The organism is Streptococcus agalactiae, assembly GCF_949788565.1.
GTDB lineage: Bacteria > Bacillota > Bacilli > Lactobacillales > Streptococcaceae > Streptococcus > Streptococcus agalactiae.
The window spans coordinates 1537618-1550264 of sequence record NZ_OX460931.1; the positions used below are offsets into that span (position 1 = coordinate 1537618).

Genomic DNA, 12647 nt, shown 5'->3' on the forward strand with positions numbered 1-12647 from the left:
GTCTCTCCTTAATTAATGTCTTTAAAACGTGTCAGATTTAATTCTTGAGCCTTGGCTCTTTCTTTGTGAAACTGATTGTCTTGTTTATTGTAAACTTGACTGCGTTTCAAAAAATCAAAATTATTTTTCTTTGTTTTTGGGTTCGGTGTATTATCAGGTTCTTGAAATATGATTGGAATTTCTGCTAATATATAGCTTTCCTGCTGTAAACGATCAGAAAGATGACTTAGTTCAGTCACCTTTCGCTGAGTTTGTTTTTTCGGTACTGTTGCCTTCAATTGTTGCTGAAAAGCTTCCTTTGATGGCGCCTTAAATTCCTGTTTCGCATAGTAAGCTTGTCGTTTCTCCCGAACAGACCTCTTTGCCTCTTGTCGAGATTTGCTCAACTCTGTCGCTTTTTTTACAAAACTCTGCGGTGGTACAGGATCATTTTCAATTACCTTAGGATGTGATATTTCTTCATGTTCATAATTGCTTTTGACCATGCTTTGATATGTTTTTTCTTGATAAAAGCCTCGAATGTTGTTAATTAAATCTTCATTATCATAAAGATTCATCTTTACAAGCGAAGACATTACTGGTTCATCATCTGCTATCAACGGAAATCGTCTAGAGCCTCTATTCACATTATCACTTCCTTTCTACAACAGACCTATTATAAACTAATTTTTCTGTTTTTTCAAAGTTTTCAACTAAGTAAAGCTTATCAGATTGGTATTTTTCATTCATTTATATAAAAAAGAAAGCGAGAGACCACTTTCTTTTTTATATTATAGTCACATTATCATATTTATTTAGAAACTCCAAGTATCTCTCGAATATCATCTACGCTCATGCTAGCATGGGTTTCATTTCCATCCAGAACTGTTGTAACCAAATGTTTTTTAGTTTCTTGCATTTCTAGAATTTTTTCTTCGATTGTGCCTCTAGTAATCAAGCGATAAACCTCGACATTCTCTTTTTGCCCCAACCTATGTGCGCGACTAATCGCCTGCATCTCAACAGCTGGATTCCACCACAAGTCAATCAGAACAACGGTATCAGCTCCTGTAAGGTTGAGACCAACGCCACCAGCTTTTAAAGAAATCAAGAAAGCATCTTTTGATCCTGCATTAAATGCTCTGGTCATTTCATGACGTTCATTTGCTGGTGTAGAACCAGTGATTTTATAAGTTGTAAGCCCCATAGCTACCATCTCACGTTCTGCGATATCTAACATACCCCTGAACTGAGAAAAAATCAGAGCACGATGTCCATTTTCCTTAATTTGTGTTAAAAGTTGACGTAGGCTTTCTAACTTACCGCTTTCACCATCATAATCCATAAAAAGACGTGGAGTGTCGCAAATTTGACGTAATCGTGTGATGCCAGATAAAATTTCAATTTTACGACGATTTAAGTCAGCGTCACTAGAATGTTGGATACTTTCTTGAATTTGGCGTAATTGCGCCAAATAGATAACTTTTTGACTGTCTGTCATTTCATTTGGATAGTTCATTTCAATCAAATCCGGTAATTCTGGGAGAACTTCTTCTTTTCGACGTCTCATCACAAATGGTTTGATATAACGAGCAACTTGTTTAGGGTTCAACTTCAAAAACTCTTTCTTACCAGGTAATAAACCAGGTAAAATGATCTGGAAAATGGACCAAATTTCTAACAGTTTATTCTCAATAGGTGTTCCCGATAATGCAAAACAGTTTTTGACCTCAAAAGATCTCAAGCTATGGGCTATTTTAGTTTGAGCATTTTTCATAACCTGTGCTTCATCCAAAATTAAATAATCATAATTTCCTTCAGAATAAGTCTCAAAATCCTGCCTAAATGATGAATAACTTGTAATGATTACTTGATGATGTTCAGCAATAATTTCATCTCTACGAATCTTAGAACCATAGGCAACTGCTACATCTACGTCTGGCGCAAATTTGTGGAATTCATCTTGCCAATTATAAATTAAACTTGATGGTGATAAAATAAGCACACGAGAATCTCTAGTTAGTTTTGTACTTAAAAATGAAATCGTTTGAAGTGTTTTTCCAAGCCCCATATCATCAGCTAAAATCCCTGCAAAGCCATAATGATCTAACATACTTAACCAACGGACACCTGTAAGCTGATAATCGCGCAAGGAAGCTGAAACAGATAGACTAGGTATTTTAAACTTTTCTGGGTGTCTCAAATCTTCAATCAATTGGTAAAAATGTTGTGAAAAGCTAACATTATCTTGATTTGCAAACAGTTCTGATAATTGAAATGCTGCAATATTATCTAATTCAATATGCCCATTCTTTGCTCGTCTAGCTCTCAACCCTTGCAAAGTGGCACTTACTTTCTTAGTCTCTTCATCAAAAATAACTAATTGCCCTGATTTATTCACAAAATAAGGATTATTGTCAAACAAGGCTACCAGAGCTTGATCAACATCGTTTTCCAGTAAATCAGAGAAATCAAAAGAAATATCTAGCAGGCTTCCCTTAGCTTCAATATCAATTTGCGGTCGTTCTATGAGACGATAACTTTCCAATTTTGCGGATAAGCTTACTGTTCCCATTTTTTTAAATTGTGGAAGCATATAGGTATAAAAATCGTATAATTCTTGTGCACTGTATGCTGGATGGCTGGTTGAAAAGTGGGGTGCAAAGCCATATCTTTCTAAGAGTTTAAATATTTTTTCTTCATGTTTGAAGTGACTAGCAAATGTTAACTGTTCTAGTTCTTGACGATTATGAACAGTTAAATCATTACCATAATCAAATACCATTTGCAATAAAATTTCATTTTGACTATTAATATCGAACTCAAAATTTACCTTAAAATCATGAATAGAGAAGCTCCGTGGAGCATCCACTAGTCCAATCTCCTTAAAATCCAGTAAATGAGCTGCTAACTTATCTTGATCATCTAAATCAAAATGGATATGTTTTGCTAAATCTCCCTCAATGGGAAGACTACGAATAGCCGTTACCATCTTTTCTTGCTTCAAATTAAGATGGTAGAAAGTATCGCGATAAAACAAATAAGAATTCGCAAATAGTGGTTTTAAGTCTTTCTCTTTGATTTCTAATTCAATTGATTGCCTATGGACAATAACCTTAAATTGATAAAGATGATCCTCACCTTCTAATTCCTTAAAGTAGAGGTGATTAAATTGATGAAAATCACTTTCAAATGAAAAATTTTCTAAAGCATTCATCAAAGTAACACCCTCTTCAAAAAAACCACGAGTGAGACTAAGGTGACGACCTTGATTTGGTAAAATAAACTCTAGATCAATTTTGCTTGAATGACTTGGAATGAGCCTCCATAAAAATTCTATCAATTCTTGACTGGTCTCATCAAACTGTATCAAAGACAAAGTTTCAAAGTATTGTTTTCCAATCTGATAATAAGCTTCTTTTCGAACAGTATTTAAAAAGACTTTGATGTCACGAATAACATAACTTCTATCATCAGGCAGTCGTCTAATTTTTAAAGTCCACCAGATATCATTAGCATAAGGATTTTGTTCTCCTTGAGCCGATAGTTGATATTTTATAGTATCATCTTCATTAATAATTAGACTATCTAAAAAAACACTACCAAAAGAGGTTTTCTTCTTAGTTTCTTGTTGACTTTCTTGTTGAACTTGAACTTTAGATAAGATTGCTTTACCCTCTGGATCGTTTTTCAAGAAATGCTCCAGAGCAGCTAAATGTTGACAATAGCCTTTTCTTGCAAAAAAATCACAAGAACATTTTGTTTCTTCTGTTACTAATGAATATTCAATCTGACAATCCCCAACTTTAGCTTTTAATAGATTACCTTCTTGAGAAATCAAGGACACCAAACCTTGTTCGTAGAGTTCTATACCTTGATTTCGAATACGTCCTGGAATCATTCTACTCATTATGCTACCACCTTCATCTTATCCCTTAATTATAACAAAATTCAAGTCCAATTTCTTGTAAAAATACTAAATTGATTGTTTTTTGATACAGTAACAAATAAAAAAAGGCTAAAACAACTGTCCTAACCTTCTATTTCAATTTCAACAATAAGATGTTATTTACGTTTACGTGCTATTAGATTAATTGGTGTTCCTTCAAAAACAAATGCTTCACGGATTTGATTTTCTAAGAAACGAAGATATGAAAAGTGCATCAATTCTTCTTCGTTAACAAAAACAACGAAAGTTGGTGGTTTAACAGCAACTTGAGTTGCGTAGAAAATCTTAAGACGTTTTCCTTTATCAGTTGGTGTTGGATTAATAGCAATAGCATCCATAATCACATCATTTAATACAGCAGACGGAATACGTTTGTTTTGACTTTCGCTAATACGTTTAATCATATCTGGTAGCTTGTGCAAACGTTGTTTTGTCTCTGCAGAAACAAAGATAATTGGCGCATAAGACAAGAATTGGAAGTTATCACGTATATCAGCTTCCCACTGACTGACAGTATGATTGTCTTTTTCGATAGTATCCCATTTATTAACTACAATAATAATACCTTTACCAGCTTCATGTGCAAACCCTGCAATACGCTTGTCATACTCACGAATACCTTCCTCTGCATTAATCACCATAAGAACAACATCTGAGCGGTCGATGGCGCGCATAGAACGCATAACAGAATATTTCTCTGTGTTTTCATATACCTTACCAGATTTACGCATACCAGCAGTATCAATCATGGTATACTCTTGCCCCTGGCTATCAACGAAATTAGTATCAATAGCATCGCGCGTAGTACCAGCAACTGGGCTAGCAATAACACGGTCTTCCCCAAGGATGGCATTAATTAAACTAGATTTCCCAACATTTGGACGTCCAATCAAACTAAAACGAATAATATCTGGATTTTCATTTTCCTCTTCTACCGGAAGATTTTCCACAATAGCATCCAATATATCACCAGTACCAATACCATGAACTGATGACAAGGGATAAGGATCCCCTAAACCAAGAGAGTAGAAATCGTAAATATCATTACGCATCTCAGGATTATCTACCTTATTAACAGCTAAAATAACCGGTTTATTGGTCTTATAAAGAATACGTGAGACATACTCATCTGCATCAGTCACACCTTCTTTACCCGACACAACAAACACAATAATATCAGCCTCTGTCATAGCAATGTCTGCTTGGTGCTTAATTTGCTCCATAAACGGTGCATCAACATCATCAATCCCACCAGTATCAATTAATGAAAACTTACGATTTAGCCACTCACCCGTTGTATAGATACGATCACGAGTGACTCCTTCAACGTCCTCAACAATGGAAATACGTTCTCCTGCAATTCTGTTAAATAATGTTGATTTTCCAACATTCGGACGACCAACAATAGCAACTGTAGGTAATACCATAATTCTCCTCTCACTATTGGGAATACTCCCAATTCCATTCTATTTTATTAACGGCGATTCGGTCCTTCTAAGTGGAATTCTATCGCTAAATATCGTACGCGCTCCATAACTCGTTTCGCTTGCCAAGTTTCGTCGCTTCCTTTTATATTAGCCCATTTTCTTTCCAAATCGTTAAAACTATAATTTGACGTAAAGAAAGTGGGTAACTCTTCTAGCATACGATGTTGTAATATAACTTGTAAAATCTCGTCACGAACCCAAGACGTTGCCTGTTCAGCCCCAATATCATCTAAAATCAAAATTGGAACACTTTTCACAGCATCAATTTCATCTTTTACAGTCCCGCTTGAAATAGCATTTTTGACATCAATAGCAAAACTAGGGAAATGAAGAAGAGTCGTTGACACACCCTTTCTCTCTGATAATTCCCTCGCCATTGCTGCCATTAAATAGGATTTCCCGACCCCCATATCTCCATATAAATAAAGCCCCTTATGATTATATGAAGGATAAGTCTCTACAAAATCAAGCAGTTGTGACATAGCTTTCATTCGACTCTCGTTATTAATATCAAAGTCAGTCATTCTGATATTCCGATAGGACTTGGGTAGATTAACTAAATTAATACGATCACTGATAGCTTGTTTTTTTTGTGCTTCAATTAACTCTCGTGTTTCTAAATAAGAAACATCTGCATAACCTTCATTCATAACCAAAATAGGCTCATAGCCTTTAGCAATATATTGACTATCCTTATTTTTAAATTTCTGACGCTCAATCAAAAATTGATTAAATTTAGACATGCTGATATTTATTTCACGCTGAGAAAGTTGGTGGATTTTAATGAACTCCGCTACCTGAGCATCTGCTAAAATCATTTGAATAAGCTCATCATTTGTATTACGAGGCACTCTCCCTTGATTTTCTAATGCTTGTCCCACTGATTTCATGATTCACCATCCTTTCCTAATCGTTCTAAACGCTTGAGGGCATCTGTTTTAAACTGTTCTAATTCAATTTCTTTTTCTGGGCTAACCTCATCTTTATAATCAGGATTACTCCATTCAGGAACATTCGATTGTTTCTTCTTCGTTTCTGTTTTAGTCCTTACTTTTTGATCTGAAAAATCACGAATTTTAAGCACAGCATCTTCGGCCGTCATAACATTCTGAAAGGCAAAATCATTAGCAACTTTCATGATATAGGCCTTATTTAAGTTAGCAGATTTTGTCTTATTCAAGGTATATAAAACCATAACATTAATGACTTCGTCTAGGAAATTCATTTTTGCCAAATCCTCAAGTAAAGTCTTCTCACCACTTGTTGTCACTGCCTTACGGCTTCTCTTGATTTTTTCAAGGAACACTAGAGCACTATCATTTTTAGATTCCCTTAGTATGACCTTTTCATTATTTGTAAAACTCTGATTATCTTTAATATGCTGCCCCTCATTTTGTTGAACTTTCATTCGCTGAGGCGCAATCATTCCATTGATAGCTGTTTGTTTTGCTAATTGATAGGTATCATACCAATTTAAATGATAAAGTTCTGATACACTATAAATACCTAAGACATCATCTTTTTCATTGTTAAAGCGTAAGCCATCTCGCGTCATCAAACGTTTGAAACTTTCCAAGTCAAAAATATTTTTACTCCGGTTTACCTCTTGTTTTGGTTGTCCTAAATCTGAGAAAACATCTGTAAATTTTTTAGAGATATCTCTAGCATTTTTAGGTATTTTCATATCTAATTCTGCCACTGCTACCTCTCCTATACGTTTTTCTAACAAACGACGATAGATGGGATTAGATAAAAATAACTCATTTGACATAGCTTGATTCAACTTAACAAGGTAAGTACCTGTGGCTTGGTAAACAGTCAACAAATCCAAAGCTGTTAACATTACCAATGCATCTTGAAATCTTGGCATCCCGTATTGCAGATGATTGAGAACCTCTGAAAATTTATGACGTCGTATTCCGTCATCAAAAAAATGAACAAAATAATCATAGAGTGCCATGGCATCACTTCCCATAATTGGGAAATACAATTGTATTAAACTATTACTATCATAAACAATCTTATTTTGCTTAATATATGTAAACTCATCTATTGGACTCATCACACGCTACCACTCTTTTTACTCCGTACGCGCTTTGTAATTTGTTGAAGCAGTTCTTCAATTTCGTCTACATCTTTAAAAGATTTATAAACACTAGCAAAGCGCACATAAGTAATCTCATCTAATTCGGCGAGTTCATCCATCACTAAATTTCCGATAGTGATACTAGAAACCTCATCTTCATACTCACTCCTAATTTTACGTTCGATACGTAAGATACAATTTTCAATATCTTCGCTCGAAACAGGGCGTTTTTGAGCACTCTGAATAATACCATTCAAAATTTTATCTCGAGAAAATTGCTCGCGAGTACCATCTTTCTTTATGACTAAAAGAGGCAATTCTTCCAAACGTTCAAATGTTGTAAAGCGGTTGCCACATTTTTCGCACTCTCTCCGGCGTCTGATAGTCGTACCTTCTTCAGCTTGTCGGCTATCAACCACACTAGATTTATTATAGCCACATTTTGGACAACGCATGTCAACACCCCTATTCTATCATATCATTTAATCATCTTATTTTAACACAAATTCAGTAATAACAAAAGAAGCGCCTCTCTTATCACCTCATCATATCAAAACACAAAATAATCCTTATGCCTTTTATCATTAAGCATAAGGATTTTTCTTATATTTCTTTAGTTTCTTCAAATTTTTTTATAGGAATGCGAACAATGAATTCAGTCCCTTGATTTAGTTCACTTTTAATATCCACCTTTAAATGGTAAGCATCCATAATTTGTTTAAACACTGAAAGCCCGATACCTAAACCAGCTTGTGTACTTTCTCTGTTACGTGATTTATCAGTTCGATAAAAACGATCAAAGATAAACTCAATATCTTCATCTGAGATACCTTCTCCTTTATCTTTTACAACTACTGTCGCAAAATCATTGTCTACTGATAAAACAACACTGACTTCTTTATAACTAGGAGAGTACTTGATAGCGTTATCAATTAAGATCGTGAGAGCTTGCTCAAAATGTATCTTATATATCTTTCCCCAGACGATATCTGAAATATTATTTTCAAAAATAAATTGAAAATCTTCTCTCAAAATACGGAAATTTTCAATAACAACTGATATAGAGCTTGATAAATCTGTCACTTCATCTTGATGAAGTTCCAAGCTTCCTTGGACACGGATCATATTTAACATGTCATTAATCATTAAGGACATACGATCTGCCTCATGGTATGCCGCTGCTAAACTTTCTTCAAGAATTTCTGGATCATCTTTCCCCCAACGTTGTAATAAACCAATATGACCCTTTACAACAGCGACAGGCGTTCTTAATTCATGACTAACATCACTAATGAATTGTGATTGTCGACGAGTATAGTCTTCCAACTGATCCAACATCCCATCAAAAATCCTAGACAATTCTCCAATTTCGTCTTCTGAACGGACCTTACTTCTAATTTCTAAGTTACTAGGATTTTCAGATATCTGATGCATTAAGTCGTGTAAATTTTTAACCGGACGAACAATACGCTTAGTAGCACTATTAATCACGACCAAGGCTAAAACAGTCCCTAAAACTTCCATCATAATCAAGAAAACAATGATGTTTTGCCTCATACTATAATAACGACCTAAATTATAGAAAATTTGAACGTATCCAAGCAACTGTCCTGTTTTTTGAGAGTAGATTGCTTTTGTACCAACAAAACCTTCCATATCTGCAACTTTAGAGATGATAACTTTTCCCATGGATTTACCAATAGTTGGCATACCCGTTCTCAGTGTAGAAAAAACTGGTTTCCTGTTGACATCGTATAGGGTCATTTCTTGATTAACATAAAGAATACTATCGATTGACTCGCCCGTTCTAACAATTCCATTTTGACGCTTATGAGGATAGATGTCATCCGCAAAAACCTGGTTGTACAGGATCTCTAAAATATCATCGGATGTCAAACTAGAGTTCGCTTGCGACAAACGAACTCTAGTTTTTTCTAATGACCTACCGACATTAATTTTTTCCCTGTGAAGGACGTATCTTGTTGCCGAAGTATAAACTAAAACAGAAAATACTGTAAATAGGCTAAAAAATAAGATAAAAACTAATTGCGATAATTTTTTTGACAGAGGTTGTTTTACCCCTATAAACTGATCTTTTTTATTTTTCACGAATCACATAGCCCATTCCGCGAACAGTTTGAATATATGATTCACGACCTGGGATATCAATTTTACCTCTTAGGTAACGGATATAAACATCAACAACGTTTGTCTCTGCTGCCACATCGTATTTCCAAACATGTTCTAGCAACTCTTCTCGTGTCATAACACGATTCATATTTGTCATCAAGACATTCAACAAATCAAATTCACGTTTTGTTAGTGAAATTTCCTCATCACCACGCATCGCTGAACGATTATGAGTATTTAATGATAAATCACGGAAACTACCGCTATCACCTTTTTCTTTTGTCTTCGTTTCAATTTCTTGGCGTCGGAAAATCGCCCTAACACGTGCTAATAATTCTTCGATTGCAAACGGCTTAACAATATAATCATCTGCTCCACGATCAAGACCAGCTACAATATCCATAACAGAATCACGTGCTGTCATCATCATGATATAGGTTGTTTTTTCAGCCTGCAGGCGACGTGTGATTTCGAAACCATCCATCTCTGGAAGCATTAAATCCAGTAAAATCAAATCAAAATCTTTTTCTAATGCTGTGTCCAATCCTTCACGACCGTTTGTTTCAACAACAACATCATATCCTTCATGTAGTAGTTCTAACGAGACGAAGCGAGCTAAATTTTTCTCATCTTCGATTATTAAGATCTTTTTACCCATCTACACCAACCTTCTTATTCTTTACTTAACACTATCAATTATTTTTTAGAATATCTAGATAAAAAACAAGATAGCCCACATTTTACTAACGTTTCTTTAAATAAATAAATCGCCATCCCAAACAATTGTTCGATAGCGAGACTTAATTTTTATTATTGAGTAGTGTCCTCTGTCACTTTTCAATTCTACTAAAAAAAAATTAAAATATCAACTGATGTTATTAATAATTTTTATCTAATCACTATCAAACATACCTTCTAAGGCTGCGAAAGGATTAGATTTTTCTTTTTCTTTAGCTTGTTTTTCTTCGTACTGCTTTTCAGTCATTAACGACCAATTTTTACCTGATAAATCCGCTTCTACCCCAACCTCATCAGCTGCCAGAACACGAAGAGGTATATTTAACAAGATATTATCGATAACGCTTTCTTCTAAATTAATATCATCTTCCTCTAATATTAAGACCAAATCCTGATCAACAAGCTCTTTTTTAGTGCTAATATTTTCAGCTTCAATAAAGACCTCATTAATAGTTTGCTTTTCAGATAAAACAACTGGTTTCATAGAACGACTAGACGGTAATGTAACATCGTAAGCCATATTATAGTCAAGTAGATAGAGATCATCTTCATACACCACATGACCTGAAACTTGAATATCAGAAATATCCATTATCTCTGAATGACGCTCCATAAGCGACTCTTTGATATCTATTTTTTTATCAAAATAAAGCCCCTCTGGTGATTTTTTGATTTCTGTAAGTAACACGTGCCATCTCCCTTTATAGTATATGTCATATTATATCAAGTTTTAAAGGCTTTGTCTTAAAAAAACAAAACGCAAGGCATAACTACCCTACGTTTTGTTAACAGCTACATATGACGCAAACGCTCAATACGATCTGCAATTGGTGGATGCGTATAAAATAAAGACTTTAACCCTTCTTTTTTCGTTGGGTCATTGATATAGAGAGCCGCACTAGCATCATCTACTGGATGCCCCATAGGTTCAGAACGATCAAGTTTTTCTAAAGCAGAGATCATTCCTTGTGGATTTCTTGTTAACTCAACAGAACTAGCGTCTGCTAAGTATTCGCGCTGTCTTGAAATAGCTAATTGAACTAAACTAGCGGCTAACGGTGCAAGGATTAGTGATAAAATAGAGAAAATCAAAACCAAGACGTTTCCACCATCTTCTCTGTCATCGTCACGCCTACGACCTCCACCGTAAAATAACATACGGCTACCAATGCTTGATATTAGAGTTACAGCACTCGCTAAAGCTACTGCAATGGTTGAAATACGGATATCATAATTACGAATATGACTAACCTCATGTCCAATAACACCCTCTAGCTCTTCGCGGTTCATAACAGCTAATAGGCCCGTTGTTGCTGCAACAGCAGCATTTTCTGGCTTAGATCCTGTGGCAAAGGCATTTAGGGAGTCATCTTCAACAATGAAAACGCGTGGCATAGGTATCTGAGCTACCATTGCCATATCTTCAACAATATGAAAATAATTTGGCGCCTCATCTTCTGTAACTTCACGCGCATTGTTCATTGACATAACAACATTAGTTGATTGAAAAATCATACTTACTGCATAGATAACCCCAATAATTAGAGCTAGAACAAGCCCAAATTGGTAGCTGCCTAATACCAAATAACCTACAGCTGCTCCAATAGCTGCTAAAAGACAGAAGAAGACAATTAACAAGACAACTGTTTTTCTCTTATTACTTGCAATTTGTTGATACAGCAAAAGCCTCTCTCCCTTCTCAATTAAAAGTCAAAGGAAACTTTTGGCACTTCTTTTTCTTCTTCAGGAGTTTCTAAGAATTGGCTTGGTTTGAACCCAAATAGTTTTCCAACAATATTACTTGGGAAAGTTTCTAATTTCACATTATAATTGGATGTTGTTGTGTTATATAACTGACGTGAATAAGAAATTTTATTTTCCGTATTAGTTAGTTCTTCTTGAAGTTTAACAAAGCTATTGTTGGCTTTTAAATCTGGGTAATTTTCAGCAACCGCTAAAATACTTGAAAGCTGTCTTGTTAGCTCATTACTTGCTGTCATTGCTTCAGTAGGTGTGTTAGCTTTAGCAACTTGAGCACGCAGTTCTGCAATCTTCTCAAGTGTTTTCCCTTCGTACGCAGCATAGCCTTTAACAGTTTCGATTAGGTTTGGAATTAAATCGTTACGACGTTTCAATTGAACGTCTATTTGACTCCATGATTCTTTAGTATGCATGCGACTTCTAACTAAACTGTTATAAGCAACAATCAACCAAATAACAAACAAAGCAATAATTGCTATTAAAATCATAGTTCCCATAGTAGTAGCTCCTTTACATT

Annotated in this window: 11 protein-coding genes; all 11 read right to left on the reverse strand. The window is 35.1% G+C overall.

From position 1 onward, the window contains the following. Positions 1-8: 8 nt before the first annotated feature. Positions 9-626 carry a divisome accessory protein ZapJ gene (gene zapJ / locus QOR44_RS07895; protein WP_001079341.1) on the reverse strand — a complete coding sequence of 206 codons (618 nt, stop codon included), beginning with the start codon at positions 624-626 and terminating at the stop codon, positions 9-11. Positions 627-790: 164 nt separating this feature from the next. Continuing rightward, entirely contained in the window at positions 791-3889 is a 3099-nt protein-coding gene (locus QOR44_RS07900; protein WP_000089139.1) for a pilus expression-regulating Snf2 family helicase, read from the reverse strand. Between the two features lie 155 nt (positions 3890-4044). Then, complete coding sequence (gene der / locus QOR44_RS07905; RefSeq protein WP_000244011.1) at positions 4045-5355, reverse strand: ribosome biogenesis GTPase Der; 1311 nt, start codon at positions 5353-5355, stop codon at positions 4045-4047. A 47-nt stretch (positions 5356-5402) separates the two neighbouring features. After that, on the reverse strand, positions 5403-6305 hold the full coding sequence (gene dnaI, locus QOR44_RS07910) for a primosomal protein DnaI (RefSeq protein WP_000843624.1): 903 nt from the start codon (positions 6303-6305) through the stop codon (positions 5403-5405). Continuing rightward, positions 6302-7477 carry a DnaD domain protein gene (locus QOR44_RS07915; RefSeq protein WP_000074509.1) on the reverse strand — a complete coding sequence of 392 codons (1176 nt, stop codon included), beginning with the start codon at positions 7475-7477 and terminating at the stop codon, positions 6302-6304. The genes dnaI and QOR44_RS07915 overlap by 4 nt, the downstream gene beginning before the upstream one ends. Beyond that, positions 7477-7956 (reverse strand): transcriptional regulator NrdR, encoded by a 480-nt coding sequence (gene nrdR / locus QOR44_RS07920; RefSeq protein ID WP_001203682.1) that lies wholly within the window; start codon positions 7954-7956, stop codon positions 7477-7479. The genes QOR44_RS07915 and nrdR overlap by 1 nt, the downstream gene beginning before the upstream one ends. A gap of 148 nt (positions 7957-8104) precedes the next feature. After that, positions 8105-9610, reverse strand: coding sequence for a HAMP domain-containing sensor histidine kinase (locus QOR44_RS07925; RefSeq protein WP_283572689.1), 1506 nt, complete (start codon positions 9608-9610; stop codon positions 8105-8107). Next, positions 9600-10289, reverse strand: a complete 690-nt coding sequence (locus QOR44_RS07930; protein ID WP_000516681.1) for a response regulator transcription factor — start codon at positions 10287-10289, stop codon at positions 9600-9602. Before QOR44_RS07930 ends, QOR44_RS07925 begins: the two co-directional genes overlap by 11 nt. A 234-nt stretch (positions 10290-10523) precedes the next feature. After that, positions 10524-11057: a YceD family protein gene (locus QOR44_RS07935; RefSeq protein ID WP_000927540.1), complete on the reverse strand. Its 534-nt coding sequence runs from the start codon at positions 11055-11057 to the stop codon at positions 10524-10526. A gap of 104 nt (positions 11058-11161) precedes the next feature. Continuing rightward, positions 11162-12052, reverse strand: coding sequence for a zinc metalloprotease HtpX (gene htpX, locus QOR44_RS07940; RefSeq protein ID WP_000966821.1), 891 nt, complete (start codon positions 12050-12052; stop codon positions 11162-11164). 20 nt (positions 12053-12072) lie between these two features. Beyond that, positions 12073-12627 (reverse strand): LemA family protein, encoded by a 555-nt coding sequence (locus QOR44_RS07945; protein ID WP_000537056.1) that lies wholly within the window; start codon positions 12625-12627, stop codon positions 12073-12075. Between the last annotated feature and the right edge of the window lie 20 nt (positions 12628-12647).

What these genes read in the sequence shown, in the direction of transcription:
- QOR44_RS07900 (WP_000089139.1), bottom strand. Translation starts at nt 3,889, where the DNA reads ATGAGTAGAATGATTCCAGGACGTATTCGAAATCAAGGTATAGAACTC.
- der (WP_000244011.1), bottom strand. Translation starts at nt 5,355, where the DNA reads ATGGTATTACCTACAGTTGCTATTGTTGGTCGTCCGAATGTTGGAAAA.
- dnaI (WP_000843624.1), bottom strand. Translation starts at nt 6,305, where the DNA reads ATGAAATCAGTGGGACAAGCATTAGAAAATCAAGGGAGAGTGCCTCGT.
- QOR44_RS07915 (WP_000074509.1), bottom strand. Translation starts at nt 7,477, where the DNA reads ATGAGTCCAATAGATGAGTTTACATATATTAAGCAAAATAAGATTGTT.
- nrdR (WP_001203682.1), bottom strand. Translation starts at nt 7,956, where the DNA reads ATGCGTTGTCCAAAATGTGGCTATAATAAATCTAGTGTGGTTGATAGC.
- QOR44_RS07930 (WP_000516681.1), bottom strand. Translation starts at nt 10,289, where the DNA reads ATGGGTAAAAAGATCTTAATAATCGAAGATGAGAAAAATTTAGCTCGC.
- QOR44_RS07945 (WP_000537056.1), bottom strand. Translation starts at nt 12,627, where the DNA reads ATGGGAACTATGATTTTAATAGCAATTATTGCTTTGTTTGTTATTTGG.